This is a genomic window from Rhizobium sp. CB3060 (assembly GCF_025200735.1).
Lineage (GTDB): Bacteria > Pseudomonadota > Alphaproteobacteria > Rhizobiales > Rhizobiaceae > Rhizobium.
The window spans coordinates 2,839,663-2,853,210 of record NZ_CP104158.1 but is presented as its reverse complement, the minus strand read 5'-3'; the positions used below and the strand labels follow the sequence as shown (position 1 = coordinate 2,853,210).

General features: G+C 60.0%; 12 protein-coding genes. 2 read left to right on the top strand and 10 right to left on the bottom strand.

From position 1 onward, the window contains the following. Positions 1-13 precede the first annotated feature (13 nt). The 5 genes from N2601_RS13795 to N2601_RS13775 all read right to left on the bottom strand — a co-directional run bounded on the left by N2601_RS13795 (position 14) and on the right by N2601_RS13775 (position 4,815). Positions 14-829 (bottom strand): ABC transporter permease, encoded by an 816-nt coding sequence (locus tag N2601_RS13795; protein WP_260303152.1) that lies wholly within the window; start codon positions 827-829, stop codon positions 14-16. Then, entirely contained in the window at positions 819-1,790 is a 972-nt protein-coding gene (locus N2601_RS13790) for an ABC transporter permease (RefSeq protein ID WP_260303151.1), read from the bottom strand. Before N2601_RS13790 ends, N2601_RS13795 begins: the two co-directional genes overlap by 11 nt. Then, positions 1,787-2,773, bottom strand: coding sequence for an ABC transporter ATP-binding protein (locus N2601_RS13785; protein WP_260303150.1), 987 nt, complete (start codon positions 2,771-2,773; stop codon positions 1,787-1,789). The genes N2601_RS13790 and N2601_RS13785 overlap by 4 nt, the downstream gene beginning before the upstream one ends. Before the next feature lie 168 nt (positions 2,774-2,941). After that, entirely contained in the window at positions 2,942-4,102 is a 1,161-nt protein-coding gene (locus N2601_RS13780; protein WP_260303148.1) for an ABC transporter substrate-binding protein, read from the bottom strand. Between the two features lie 227 nt (positions 4,103-4,329). Beyond that, positions 4,330-4,815 carry a TetR/AcrR family transcriptional regulator gene (locus N2601_RS13775; RefSeq protein WP_260303147.1) on the bottom strand — a complete coding sequence of 162 codons (486 nt, stop codon included), beginning with the start codon at positions 4,813-4,815 and terminating at the stop codon, positions 4,330-4,332. Between N2601_RS13775 and N2601_RS13770 the strand changes: the two genes are divergently transcribed. After that, positions 4,700-5,944, top strand: a complete 1,245-nt coding sequence (locus tag N2601_RS13770) for an SDR family NAD(P)-dependent oxidoreductase (protein WP_260303146.1) — start codon at positions 4,700-4,702, stop codon at positions 5,942-5,944. The two genes, N2601_RS13775 and N2601_RS13770, sit on opposite strands and share 116 nt — an antisense overlap. 37 nt (positions 5,945-5,981) lie before the next feature. Here the strand turns inward: N2601_RS13770 and N2601_RS13765 are convergent, their stop codons facing one another. Continuing rightward, on the bottom strand, positions 5,982-6,890 hold the full coding sequence (locus N2601_RS13765; protein WP_104824340.1) for a LysR family transcriptional regulator: 909 nt from the start codon (positions 6,888-6,890) through the stop codon (positions 5,982-5,984). A gap of 195 nt (positions 6,891-7,085) precedes the next feature. Between N2601_RS13765 and N2601_RS13760 the strand changes: the two genes are divergently transcribed. Further along, complete coding sequence (locus N2601_RS13760; protein ID WP_104824339.1) at positions 7,086-7,934, top strand: hypothetical protein; 849 nt, start codon at positions 7,086-7,088, stop codon at positions 7,932-7,934. 36 nt (positions 7,935-7,970) lie between these two features. On the opposite strand, the gene N2601_RS13755 is transcribed toward N2601_RS13760, so the two are convergent. From N2601_RS13755 to N2601_RS13740, 4 genes are all read right to left on the bottom strand, one after another. Next, positions 7,971-8,255 (bottom strand): hypothetical protein, encoded by a 285-nt coding sequence (locus N2601_RS13755; protein WP_104824338.1) that lies wholly within the window; start codon positions 8,253-8,255, stop codon positions 7,971-7,973. 238 nt (positions 8,256-8,493) lie between these two features. Then, positions 8,494-9,990 carry a lysine--tRNA ligase gene (lysS, locus tag N2601_RS13750; protein WP_104824337.1) on the bottom strand — a complete coding sequence of 499 codons (1,497 nt, stop codon included), beginning with the start codon at positions 9,988-9,990 and terminating at the stop codon, positions 8,494-8,496. 16 nt (positions 9,991-10,006) lie between these two features. After that, positions 10,007-11,464 (bottom strand): glutamate--tRNA ligase, encoded by a 1,458-nt coding sequence (gene gltX / locus N2601_RS13745; RefSeq protein ID WP_104824336.1) that lies wholly within the window; start codon positions 11,462-11,464, stop codon positions 10,007-10,009. A gap of 174 nt (positions 11,465-11,638) precedes the next feature. Continuing rightward, positions 11,639-13,411 carry an SLC13 family permease gene (locus tag N2601_RS13740; RefSeq protein WP_104824335.1) on the bottom strand — a complete coding sequence of 591 codons (1,773 nt, stop codon included), beginning with the start codon at positions 13,409-13,411 and terminating at the stop codon, positions 11,639-11,641. Positions 13,412-13,548 lie beyond the last annotated feature (137 nt).

The window sequence follows — 13,548 nt, the reverse complement described above, 5'->3', positions numbered from 1 at the left end:
AATTATCTCCCTTTCATTTGCCGCCGCCGGCGATTTGGTCGCCGTCGCGGGTAAGATAGTAGGCTGCCAGGATCGGCAGGAAGGTGACGAGCACCACGACCATGGCGACGACATTGGTGACGGGACGTTGGCGCGGGCGGATCAGCTCTTCCAGCATCCAGATCGGCAAGGTCATCTGCTGACCGCCGGTAAAGGTAGTGACGATGACTTCATCGAAGGACAGCGCGAAGGCGAGCATGCCGCCGGCAAGCAGCGCCGTGCCGATATTCGGCAGGATCACATGGCGGAACGTCTGGAAGCCGTCGGCGCCGAGATCCATCGAGGCTTCGATCAGCGAGCCGGAAGTGCGGCGGAAGCGGGCGACGGCGTTGTTATAGACCACGACAACGCAGAAGGTGGCGTGGCCGAGAACGATCGTCCAGACCGAGAAGGGAATGTCGAACAGGCTGAAGGCCGAGCGCAGCGCTATGCCGGTGATGATACCGGGAAGCGCGATCGGCAGGATGACCAGCAGCGAGATCGCCTCGCGACCGAAGAATTTCGTCTGGCTGACGGCCGCTGCGCAGAGCGTGCCGAGCACGAGAGCGATGGCAGTCGCGACGGTCGCCACCTGCACCGACAGTGCCAAGGACGACCAGACGTCCGGCCTGTTCCAGGCTATGCCGAACCATTGCAGCGTGAGGCCCGGCGGCGGCCACTGATAGCTCTTTTCCTCCGTCGTGAAGGCATAGACGAAGATCAGCAGGATCGGCAGATGCAGGAAGAGCAGGCCGCCGGCGGCGGCGATCTTCAGGGGCACGGACGCGCGTTGGCCGCGATCAGAGCGCATCGAAGGCCCCCTGTTTCTTGGCGATCCAGAGATAGATGGCCATGATGACAATCGGTACCACCGAGAAGGCGGCGGCGAGCGGCACGTTGCCGGCCGTGCCCTGCTGCGCATAGACGGCCTGACCGATGAAGAGACGCGACGAGCCGATGATCTGCGGAATGATGTAGTCGCCGAGCGTTAGCGAGAAGGTGAAGATTGAGCCGGCAACGACACCCGGCAAGGCCAGCGGCAGCAGCACCGTGCGGAAGGTTTGGTTCGGCGTCGCGCCGAGATCGGCGGAGGCTTCGAGGAGGTTGGCCGGCACGCGCTCAAGGGCAGCCTGCGTCGGCAGGATCATATAGGGCAGCCAGATATAGACGAAGACCAGGAAGGTGCCGATATAGCTCACCGACAGCGAATTTCCGCCGACGATCGGGAGACTGAGCACGCCGTCGAGCAGCCAGCCGAGGTAGAGCCTGTCGAAAAGCCAGGTCAATATGCCTTCCTTGGCGAGGATCAGCTTCCAGGCGTAGACCTTGACCAGATAGCTCGACCAGAGCGGCAGCATGACGCCGAGATAGAACAGCGCCTTCCATTTTCCCTTGGCGTAGCGCGCCGCATAATAGGCGATCGGAAAAGCGACGAACGAGGAGGCGATGGTCACCAGCGCCGCCATAACGACCGTGCGGATGATGATGTCGAAATTGGCGGAATTCAAAAGCTGCGCATAGGTCGCGAGCGTGAATTCGTAATTCACCATTCCGGAGAAGTCGTCGATCGAGAAGAAGCTTTGCAGCAGCAGCGCGATCAGCGAGCCGATATAGATGATGCCGAGCCAGAGCAGCGGCGGCGTCAGCATGAGGAAAAGCAGGAGTTTCGGGCGGCGCCAGAAGAGATCCGAGAGGCGGCCGAAGAAACCGCCGCGACGTGGCAGGATCGAGGTGGCTGCCGGTGCAGCCGTTGAGATGGCGGCTGATATCATGCGGCGTCGTCCATGTAATGGATGTCGGCGGGCAGCCAAGCGATGCGCACCGAGGCGCCGGTGTCGGGGATAGGTTGGCCGGCCGGCACGGTGACTTGCATGCGCGTGCCCTGCGCTTCGACCGAAAGCCGGGTGGCGGCGCCGAGGAAGCTGGTCGCCTGCACCGTCGCCGGAACACCGGCCCCCTCTGTCAACCGTATCGCTTCCGGCCGCAGGCTCGCCCAGCGCCGTTCACCGCCGAGCGATGACATGGTCTCAGGGGCGATCACATTGGAAGAGCCAACGAAATCCGCGACGAAGCGGGTCTTCGGCCGCTGATAGATGTCGTGCGGCGTGCCCTCCTGCACGATCCTGCCATTGTTGAAGACGGCGACGCGGTCGGCCATGGAGAGTGCTTCGCCCTGATCGTGGGTGACAAAGACGAAGGTGATGCCGAGCGCGCGCTGAAGGCTCTTCAGCTCTTCCTGCATCTGCTCGCGCAGCTTGAGGTCAAGCGCACCGAGCGGTTCGTCGAGCAGCAGCACCTTCGGCTTGTTCACGAGAGCGCGGGCCAGCGCCACGCGCTGGCGCTGGCCGCCCGAGAGTTGGCCGGGGCGGCGGTCACCATAACCCGGTAGCTTCACCAGTTCGAGTGCCTGTTCGGCGGCCCTCAGCCTTTCGGTCTTGCCGATACCCTTGACCATCAGCCCATAGGCGACATTGTCGAGGATGTTGAGGTGCGGGAAGAGGGCATAGTCCTGGAAGACCGTGTTGACGTTGCGCCGGTAGGGCGGCACGCCCTCGGCGGTTTCGCCGAAGATCTCGATATGGCCGCCGGTCGGCTGCTCGAAACCGGCGACGAGCCTGAGGCAAGTGGTCTTGCCAGAGCCGGAAGGGCCGAGCATGGCGAAGAATTCACCGGACTCAATCTCTAGATCGACGCGGTCTACGGCGCGGACCTGGCCGAAATGGCGCGATACCTGCTGGAAACGAACGGCGGTCATGGGATGCTCCCGGGTATGCAGAGAAGAAGGGCATGTTGTTCCGTTGCGCCTCTTCGCTTGGAAGAGGGCTCGGTGAGGCGATGAGGGGCTTCAGATATCAGGCCCCTCATCGCCCCGGTGCGATCGCGCTCTTTAGAATGGAGAGGCGGTCGCCATAATCGGCGTGAACTATCTGCCCCCAATCACGCCGATATAGTCTGAAACCCAGCGATGGTACGGCACGCATTCGCTCTCGGTCTTGCACTTGGCGACCGGTGTTTTCCAGAACTTGATCTTGTCGAAATGATCATAGCCGTTGGTCGCGCAGCCGCTGTCGGTCAGGAGCTCGTTGCCCTTGCACGCAGCCGGGACCGAAGGCACGGCGCCGAACCAGGCCGCAGCGTCGCCCTGGACCTTTGGCTGTAGCGAATGCTCAATCCACATATAGGCGCAGTTCGGATGCTGGCTGTCGACATGCAGCATGGTCGTATCGGCCCATCCGGTCGTGCCTTCATCGGGGAAGGTCGAGCCGATCTTCTGCTTATCCGCTTGCAGCAGGTTGACCTGGAACGGCCAGGAGCCCGAGGCGACGACGCCTTCGTTCTTGAAGTCGTCCGTCTGGATCATCGCGTCGTGCCAATAGCGGCTGACGAGCTTGCGCTGGCCGCGCAGCAGGTCAAGGGCGGCCTTGTATTGGTCTTCGTTGAGTTCGTATGGGTCCTTGATGCCGAGTTCCGGCTTGTGGGCCATCAGGTAGAGCGCGGCATCGGCGATATAGATCGGCCCGTCATAGGCCTGCACGCGGCCCTTGTTGGACTTGCCATCCGGCAGGGTCATTTCCTCGAAGACGACATCCCAGCTCTTCGGTGTCTTATCCTTAAAGGCGTCGGTGTTGTACATCAGGACGTTCGGCCCCCAGAGATAGGGCACGCCGTAATGGACGCCGTTGACGGTATGCCACGGCGCGTTTTTCAGTCGTTCATCGAGATTTTTCCAGCTCGGGATCAGATCGACGTTGATCGGCTGAACCCGCTTGCCGGCAACGAGGCGGAGCGACGCGTCGCCCGAGGCTGTGACGAGATCGAAGCCGCCTTCGTTCATCAGCGCCACCATTTCATCGGAGGTGGCGGCGGTCTTGACGCTGACCTTGCAGCCCGTGTCCTTCTCGAATTGGGTGACCCAGTCGTAATTCTTGTCGCTCTCACCGCGCTCGATATAGCCGGACCAAGCAACGATGCTGACGGCGCCTTCGCCTTTGCCGAGCGTCTTCAGCGGCGCAGCGGCGACGACCTGCGTGGCGAAACTTAAGCATGCGAGCGCTGCCGTGCATGATTTCAGCAGATGCTTCATCAAACTCTCCCGGTTCTTGAGCCAGTTGGTATCGGAGCCAGTTTCTGGCGTTATGTTCCCAGAGAAAAGGTGACGCTATTTTGCCGTATTCGCAAATTCATTTATCAGAAAGGCGGTATCGGAATTTCCGATATCTCACTTGGCATATATGTGTCGCAAGTAAGCTCGGCACCTACCCGATATGCGTAGGGAAGAATCCGCGAGAAGCGGACAAAGACAAAGCAGCTTCAAATGAAACGATCGATTAGCAATCGGACTCGTTTCTCAAGAACGGGAACAGAAGGATCGTCCCCAATCTGACCGTCTAACGACAGCATGAACACATCAGTGGCCGTCCTATCCGCCACAATTGCCGATATACACTCGAACGCGACTTTGCGATGTAGCGCATCAATTTCCGGGTCTAGCCGTTCACACACTTCATAGAACTCGCCGGCCATAGGTGCCCCAATCATGTCCGCCCAAGGCTCGATCAGCATAATACGGCAGACCTCAAAGAGGCGCTCCTGCTTCGTGCCAGCGCCAGTAACGGCTGCCTTGGCAAGCGGGTGTCGGGATATCAGCCAGTGCCGAAACACGGCAGTAAAGATATCCTCTTTGTTGCTGAACATTTTGTACAGCAGCGTGCGCGAAATGCAGGCGCGTTTAGCGATATCGTCCAGCGACGTTTTGGCGAAGCCAAAATTGAGGAAGCACCATTTTGCGGCATTCAAAATGGTGTTGCGGCGTGAAGCAACTTCTTCTGGGGTTATCCTGGGCGCCATAGCCGCTTGTGACAAATTGAGTGTTTTTTGTCAAGTTATTGCATTTCTCCTCTTGATCTTTGGCTATCGTCAATTCCTTTTGACAGAAAGAGTAAATTTTGTCACAATGTACCGCTTTGCGCAAACAAAGTTACAGCGCGCCAGCTTCCACAGACAGAAAGCAATGAAAATGAGCAATGCTTGGACCCCTGCAGAAATCCCCCCGCAAACGGGTAGACGTATAATCGTTACAGGTGGCAACAGCGGAATAGGATGGCATACCGCGCTCGAATTGGCTCGCGCCGGCGCACAGGTTACGATCGGCGCGCGCAGCAAGTCCAAAGGCGAGGACGCGGTAAAGCGCATCCGCGACATTATTCCGACCGCCACTGTACGCTCGGGTGTCTTGGACCTTTCCAATCCTGTGTCCGTTCAAGCATTCGCCGACAGCCAGCTCGAATACGGCCATCCTATCGATATGCTGATCAATAATGCTGGCGTAATGGGCCTTCCTCGGCGCGAAGTTAGCGTCGACGGCCACGAGCTGCAGTTCGCGACCAATGTCTTCGGGCCTTACCGTTTGACTGGTTTGCTTTTGCCTGCATTGCTGCGCGCGAACCGCCCACGTGTCGTAACAGTCGCGTCCGGCACACATAAGATGTTCAAGCCGGGACGGATAACGGATTTTGAGGCCAAGGACAGCTACGTGCCGATGCGCGTCTACGCCAAGACGAAGCTTGCCAACGTCCTCTTCGCTCGTGAGTTACAGCGTCGCGCGGGCGACCGACTACTATCCACCATCAGCCATCCTGGCGGCGCGCGAACCAATCTCTTTGCCGCAACAACCTTGAGCACCAAGATCGCCGGCATCTTAACGTACCCTTTGCTGCAAAGTTCGGAGAAAGGCGCGTGGCCGAGCCTTATGGCTGCAACTTTGGAGAACGCCCGACCTGGCGGTTATTACGGACCTGGCGGCTTTATGGAGCTACGCGGCAATCCCGTCGAGGCGAAAACGGCTCCCTATGCGGATGATCCCTCCGCTTGGCGCGCTCTGTTCAGTGATCTGGAACGGATTACCGGCGTCACATACGCCATTTGAAATCGGAAGATTACATGAAAAGCTTTTCAGCTCTCTACTATCGCTGACGGCCCGAGCGCATGGCTTCCGCAATGCCGACGAAATCGCGGGCGGCTTGCGGCAGGCTGGACCCCTTGCGCCAGACCATGCCAACCTGGACGACCGGCAGCGAGCCGGAGACGTCGCGGCTTTCGATGCGGTCGCCTTCCAGCGACCAGGGGCGGTAGACGAGATCCGGCAGCAGCGCCACGCCGGCACCCGTGGCAACCAGGCTTCGAACTGCCTCGACGGAGCGGGTGCGGAAGGCGACATGCGGGCGGGCGCCGAGCGCTGTCAGCAGCTTGCCGGTATTCTCCTCGATCTCGTCGATGGTCAGCATGATCAGCGGTTCGCGGGTGATGTCGGCGACGCTGATGATATCGGCGGAGACCAGGGGATGCCCCATGGGCAACCAGAGACGATAGGGGGATGTCTCGAGAATTTCGGCCTGTAGCGCCATGCGGTCACGCAGGTTGGAAATGACCATGACGGCGACGTCGAGTTCGCCACCAACCAGAAGATGCTCGAGATAGCCGCCATTGTCCTCGATGGCGCTGACCTCGACGCCGGGGCAAGCGCGACGGTAGCGCGCCAGGAGGTCGGACAGCACATAGCCGGCGACAAGCGAGGTGACGCCAATATTCAACGTGCCGCCGGCCGCATTCTGCTGGCTGGAAAAACTGGTGCGCGCGTCGGAAACGGTCGCGAGGATCTTTGTGGCGTGGCGCAGGAATTGGTGGCCGTTATGGGTGATGGAGAGACCGCGCGGATGGCGGTCGAAAAGCTCGACGCCAAGATCGCTCTCCAGCTCCTTCAGGGCTTCGGTGACCGAAGATTGCGAGATCGACAGGTTCTGAGCCGCGCGGGTGATGGAGCCCTGTTCCGCCACGGCGACGAAATATTGAAGCTGTCTCAAAGTGAAGGCCATGCCCCGGTTAGAGCATGGGTTTGCCGTGCAAGGCAAGAACCAGCATCAGTCTGAAAGGCTTGGACCTTTTTTGGTAGCGGAAATGCGAGCGGTACAAGATTCATCTCTTCTTTAAGTATTCCGAAACGCGATATCCCCTAACGTGAGAGTTGATCATCTTGTCGCGTTGGAGTGCTCTATGGTGGAGCAGTTGGCGTGAGCGCCTTACTGCACATTTTCCGGCCATCCCGGAAGCTTGTCTTCATCATCGGCGGAGTGGCCTTGTTGATAGGCTGCTCCGGCGTCTTCGCGCTTTATCTCGGCAAAGACAGGCTTTTGGGTCTTGCCTCCGCCTCCCCGAACGGTTTGAAATGCAGCGACGTCAATCTGGTTACGATCCGCAAGGAGAATCGGCTCTGGGTGCGCAAATATATCCGCACGGACCCGACCGATGGGCTGACGCGCGTCAAAACGGCGCTTCGCGTCGCCAAAGCCGTGTATGACGAGCAAAAGCCTGATCTCGTTCAGGTCGTCGTCCTTGATAAGAACGGCCCGACGCTACGGTCCGATATTCGCGGCCGGGCGCTGGGGGCCGATGTCGTTTATGTTCCGCATCCGGACAAGGTTGCCGATGGTGCAGCCGAGGAGCCGGTGACGGCGCGCTACTACAATGGTGGCGCGAGCGCCCAAGGTCTGTTTTATGGCGAACAGATCAATATGCTGCCCAAGGATATCGATGACGCGCTTGCAGCGCTTCAGGATCACAGCGACTGCGACAATCCCCTGTCTGCCGACAGCGAGGCAGGCGGCAGCGCCAAGAAAGACAAGCAGAAGGCCGCCGAAGCCGCCGAACAGAAAGCCGTCGCCCGCGAGGAAAAGGAGGATGCGCCCGCGACTCCTCCGGAACAGAATCCTCCCGCGTCGAGGAGCAGTCTCCCGCCGGAGGGCAACAATACCGGCAGCTTCATTGGCGCCGACGCCACCGAACCAAATGCGGCACCATCGCCGGGTCTGGATCCGACGATGACAGGCGCCAGCAACCGGCGGTCGCCGGTCACCAATTGACGGCAGACGTCACCTGGCCGGGGCCAGGATAATCCCTCAATCCGCCAGATGTTTCTCGCCGATGGCCTGATAAAGCGCAAACAAGGCTTCGTGGACGTCGCCGGCAAGGCGGTAGAATTCCGGATTGGCGAGGATGGCGGGGTGCTGCAGGAGATGGTCGTCGGTCATGTCGAGCATGAGCGAGGTCGTGTGCATCGCCTCATGGCAGCCGAATGTGCCCGGCGCGAATTGCGTCAGATCGATATCGCCCAGTTCGGCGAGATCGTCGAGGCGCTGCTGCTCGTGATCGGCGTCGGCGGTCGGATTTTCTTTTTCAGTCATTGTTCGTGCCTCTTGTTTCCGGAGGGCGAGGATTCGCCGCGCGTTGGCGGGAACTTATACGCAATTCGCAGGCAATGGCCCAATAAAAAAGGCCGCCATGGCTTAACCTGGCGGCCTGTCGTCTGTGCGAAACCGTGTTAGAGCGGTTCAGCGTTTCAGGGGATCGCTTTCCCGCTCTATCCCTTTGTTCTTACGCATTCCGGGCGGAAAACCGCTGCGCACTTTTCCTGGAATTGCTTTAGTCCGCCTTGCTGCGCCGCGCTGGGAACAGGATGATGTCGCGGATCGACGGGGAATTGGTGAGCAGCATGATCAGGCGGTCGACACCGATGCCGAGGCCGCCGGCGGGCGGCATCCCCTGATCGATGGCGTCGAGGAATTCCTCGTCCAGTTCCTTCTGCTTCTCGCCGCGCGCATGGGCTTGTTCGAGCTGTTCGACCATGCGGGCGCGCTGCTCTTCCGGATCGTTGAGTTCCGAGAAGGCGTTGCCGAGTTCCCAGGTGTTGCAATAGGTCTCGAAGCGTTCCACGAGGCGCGGTTCGCCCGGCACTTCCTTGGCGAAGGGCGAGATGTCCTTCGGGAAATGCGTGACGTGAGCCGGCTGGATCAGCGTGCCCTCGACCTTCTCTTCGAAAATGAACGCGAGGCATTCGCCCCATGTGGCGTCCTTCTCGACGGCAAAGCCGGCGGCCTTGGCGGCGGCGCGCGCTTCCTCATCGGTCTTGATCGCCAGGAAGTCGATGCCGGTCGCTTCCTTGACGGCGTCGGGCATCGGCACGCGGCGGAACGGGCCCTTGAAGGAGATCTGCTTGTCGCCGAAGGCGAATTCGGTGCTGCCGTGGATCGATATCGCCAGCGTCGAGAACAGGCGTTCCACGAGGTCCATCATGTCCTCGTAGTCGGCATAGGCCCAGTAACACTCCATCATCGTGAATTCTGGATTGTGCCGGGTGGAGACGCCTTCGTTGCGGAAGTTGCGGTTGATCTCGAACACCTTGTCTGCGAGGGCCGAAACCAGCGTGCGCTTCAGGAACAGTTCCGGCGCGATGCGCAGATACATGTCGAGCTTCAGCGTGTTGTGATGCGTCTTGAACGGCTCGGCCGTGGCGCCGCCATAGACCGAATGCAGCATCGGCGTCTCGACTTCCATGAAGCCGTCAGTCTCCATGAAGCGGCGGATGCCGGAGACGATGCGGCTGCGCTGCTGGAAGCGAAGCTTCGATTCCTCGTTGGTCATGATGTCGAGATGGCGCTTGCGGTAGCGCAGCTCGATATCTGACAGGCCATGCCACTTTTCCGGCATCGGCAACAACGACTTGGTCAGCATGGTGATTTGCTGAGCGTTGATCGTCAGCTCGCCGCGCTTGGTGCGGCGCACGACGCCGGTCACGCCGATGATGTCGCCGATGTCGATCATCGGCAGCAGGGCGCGGGCCTCTTCGGACGTTACATCCTTGTGGCTGAAGATCTGGATCTTGCCGGAGGCGTCATGGATATCCATGAACATGCCGGAATTGCGGGAGGAATAGACGCGGCCGGCGACGGTGACGACGTCGCCCGTTTCGGTGTCCGGCTCAAGGCCCTCGTATTTTGCAGCCAGCTCGGCATTGGTCAGCGTCCGGTGGAAATGCGCCGGATAGACGTCTCCGATCTGTTCGCGCAGCAGCTTTAGCTTCTGCCGGCGGACTTCCGTCGCGTCAGAGGAAAGGCCTGATGTTTCGGTCTTGTCGTTCATGATTTTTACGTCCGGTTCAGTTCTTCGGGCCGACGAGGGTCGCAACGGTCTGGGCGGCAAGTTTCAGCCGCTGACGCACGACGGAGCGGCCGAGGATCGCCATGCTGTCGAAAAGCGGCAGCGAGCGCGACGAGCCCGATACGGCGACGAAGAGGGGAGCGACCACCACCTTCAGCTTCTTGCCCATGCGGTCGGCAATGGCGCGCAGTTCGGCTTCGATCGTCTCGACATTCCATTCGAGGATCTTTTCGAGATCGGGCTGTACCGTGTTCAGGATTTCCAGCAGCTCTTCCGGCGTCGACTTGATCTTGGCAAAAGCCGAGGGATCGAGGTTGAGGTCGGACTTGAACAGGAAACCGGTTAGGTCGGGCAGTTCGCCGAGCTTGGAGATGCGCGACTGCGACAGCTTCAGGCCTTCCCTCAGGCGGCTGTTTTCCATGGCCCAGGTGAGCACCCGATGTTGGAACTCCTCCTCCGACAGCTTCTCGCGAATCCAGCGGCCGTTCAGCCAGTCGAGCTTCTGGATATCGAAGATCGCGCCGGCCTTGGAGAGGTTTTCCGGATCGAACTTTTCGGCAAGCTCGTCCATGGTCAGCAGTTCTTCGCCCTCGGCGATCTGGATGAAGAACAGGCCGAGGAAGTTCATCAGCGCCTCGGGAATATAGCCGAGTGCGGTGTAATAGGAGATCGACGTCGGGTTCTTGCGCTTCGACAGCTTCGACTTGTCGGCATTGCGCATCAGCGACAGGTGCATGAACTGCGGCGGTTCGAGGCCGAGATACTGGTAGATCAGAATATGCTTCGGCACCGAGGCGAGCCATTCCTCGCCGCGCGCCACATGGGTGATCCTCATCAGATGGTCGTCGACGACGTTGGCCATATGGTAGGTCGGCATGCCGTCGGCCTTGAGAAGGACCTGCATGTCGACTGCGTCCCACGGGATTTCGACATCGCCATAGACGCCGTCATGGAATTTGCAGGAACCTTCGGTCGGGATCTTCATGCGTACGACATGCGGCTCGCCGGCGGCAACGCGCGTGGAGACTTCCTCGGCCGTCAGGTTCAAACAGTGCCCGTCATACTTCGGCGGCAGCCCGGCGGCGCGCTGGGCTTCGCGCATCTTTTCGAGGCGCTCGGGCGTGCAGAAGCAGCGGAAGCCGTGGCCGGCATCGACGATCTTCTCGACGAAGGGCTTGTAAATGTCCTTGCGGTCGCTCTGGCGATAAGGGCCGTAGGGACCACCGATATCGGGGCCTTCGGACCACTTCAGGCCGCACCATTTCAGCGCATCGAGCACCTTGGTCTCGAATTCCGGGGTCGAGCGCGTCGCGTCGGTGTCTTCGATGCGCAGGATGAACTCGCCGCCATGCTTTTTGGCGAAGAGATAATTGAACAGCGCAATGTAGGCTGTGCCGACATGCGGCTCGCCGGTCGGGGAGGGTGCGATGCGGACGCGAACGCCTGATGTTGTCATCTTGTTTGCCCGTCAGAAAAAGCCAGGCCGCTGCTTGGGATAAGCGCTGCCCGGCTGGGGATGTTTATCTGGATCAGGAAACCGGCCGGAAAAGGGCGCCTTGCCGCTTCAATCCCGCGTTTTCCGTTTGGCAGGCTTAGGCCATATTCAACGGATAACGTCAAGGGAAACTGCTCAGCTCACCGGCCAGACATAAAGCAGGGCTGGCACGCTCACGATGATAATGATGAACGATAATGGCAGCCCGAGACGTGGATAATCGCTGAATTTGTAGCCGCCGGGTCCCATCACGAGGGTGTTGCACTGATGACCGATAGGCGTCAGGAAATCGCAGCCGGCGCCGACCGCCACCGCCATCAGAAACGCCTCGGGGCGGTAACCCAACGTCTGCGCAAAGCTGATGGTGATTGGCGCCATGACGAGCACCGTGGCGGCGTTGTTGAGGAAAGGTGTTACCGCCATGGCAGTGACCAGGATCAGTGCAAGCGCGCCATAGGGTGGCAACTGAGTGGCGAAGTGCCCGAGCCAGTGGGCAATCAGCTCGCTGCCACCAGTTGTGCGAAGCGTATCCGAGACCGGGATCAATGCTGCAAGCATCACGAGGATTGGCCCGTCGACGGCTTTGTAGACGTCGGCCAATGGAATGACCCGAAAAAGCAACATGGCGAGAGCGGCGGCAAAGAAGCCAACCGATACAGGCGCCAGGCCGGTGGCGGTCGTCCCCATGGCTGCGACGAGGATCAGAAGCGGTATGTAGGCACGCCGCCTCGTCCCGAGCATGATCTCCCGTTTGGCCAGCGGCAGGCAGCCATTTTCCTGCAGGAAGGCCGGCATGGCGTTGCGGCTGCCCTGCAAGACCACGACATCGCCTGCCTGCAACGAAATGCCAGCGAGCCTTTCGCCGAGGCGCTCACCCTTGCGGCTGACCGCCAGCAGGTTGATACCGCGGGTGTGAAACAGCGAAAGATCGCGGGCCGATACGCCGACCAGGCTGGAATCCTGCGCGATGACAGCCTCGACCGCGATGATGTCGCCGTCCTCCTTATGCACCTCGGCCATCGGCTTGCCGGAAAGCTTCAGGCTGGCGCCGGAAACGACTAGGTCCAGAGCCTTTGGGCCGCCCTCCAGCAGGATAGTGTCCCCGGCCTGGAGCATGACGTCGGGAACCGGTGAAAGGCGTAGATCGCCGCGCAGGATCGCGGTTGCCACAACTTCTCCATCACCGTTGCGAAGAACTTCGTGCAGAGGTTTGCCAACGGCACCCGAGCCTTCGGGGACCGACGCCTCGGAAAAATAGGCTTCAATGTCCAGTGCGTCTTCCAGCGAGGGATTCTTGTGGCTGCGTTCAGGTACGAGGCGATGGAAGAAAATCAGGAAGAGAACACCGACCAAGGTCAGGAGTGCGCCGACAGGCGTGAAGTCGAACATGGAGAAGGGCGTTCCGCTGATCTCCTGCCGCAGCCGCGACACCACGATGTTCGGCGAGGTGCCGATTTGCGTCATCAGGCCGCCCAGAAGCGCGGCGAAGCTCATCGGCATCAGATAGCGCGAGGGTGAAACGCCCGTCTTTTTCGAAAACTGAAAGGCAACCGGCATCATGATCGCCAAAGCGCCGATGTTCTTGATGAAAGCCGACAGCACCGCAACCACGATCGTCAGCAGTGCGAGCTGCGTATGGGGGGATTCAAGCTTCGGAAAGAAGCGCCGTATGGCAGAATCGATTATGCCTGATCGGGCGACACCGGCGCTCACCACTAGCGCGCTGCCGACGATGATGACGATATCATCACTGAAGCCGGAAAAAGCATTCTCGGCAGGGACGAGGCCCAGCGCTACAGCGAGAACGAGTACCGAGCACGCTACAATATCGTAGCGGATCCTACCCCAGATGAAGGCGGCCATCATCAGGGCAATAACACCAAATGCAAGTGCTTGCTGAGTGGACATGCCGCTCCGATGATATTGTTGCCAAGGATCCAAGGCCGGATCGTGACGCCAGCTTTTGCCGATACATATCGCCGAGATGAATCAATGCAGGTTTCGCTGCAAAGTTCCGCCGACGCAAAGCCCGCCGGCGACAGGCG

Excerpts from the sequence above, each read along its gene's own strand:
- N2601_RS13780 (WP_260303148.1), bottom strand. The coding sequence starts at position 4,102 with ATGAAGCATCTGCTGAAATCATGCACGGCAGCGCTCGCATGCTTAAGT.
- N2601_RS13795 (WP_260303152.1), bottom strand. The coding sequence starts at position 829 with ATGCGCTCTGATCGCGGCCAACGCGCGTCCGTGCCCCTGAAGATCGCC.
- lysS (WP_104824337.1), bottom strand. The coding sequence starts at position 9,990 with ATGAACGACAAGACCGAAACATCAGGCCTTTCCTCTGACGCGACGGAA.
- gltX (WP_104824336.1), bottom strand. The coding sequence starts at position 11,464 with ATGACAACATCAGGCGTTCGCGTCCGCATCGCACCCTCCCCGACCGGC.
- N2601_RS13740 (WP_104824335.1), bottom strand. The coding sequence starts at position 13,411 with ATGTCCACTCAGCAAGCACTTGCATTTGGTGTTATTGCCCTGATGATG.
- N2601_RS13765 (WP_104824340.1), bottom strand. The coding sequence starts at position 6,890 with ATGGCCTTCACTTTGAGACAGCTTCAATATTTCGTCGCCGTGGCGGAA.
- N2601_RS13755 (WP_104824338.1), bottom strand. The coding sequence starts at position 8,255 with ATGACTGAAAAAGAAAATCCGACCGCCGACGCCGATCACGAGCAGCAG.
- N2601_RS13785 (WP_260303150.1), bottom strand. The coding sequence starts at position 2,773 with ATGACCGCCGTTCGTTTCCAGCAGGTATCGCGCCATTTCGGCCAGGTC.
- N2601_RS13790 (WP_260303151.1), bottom strand. The coding sequence starts at position 1,790 with ATGATATCAGCCGCCATCTCAACGGCTGCACCGGCAGCCACCTCGATC.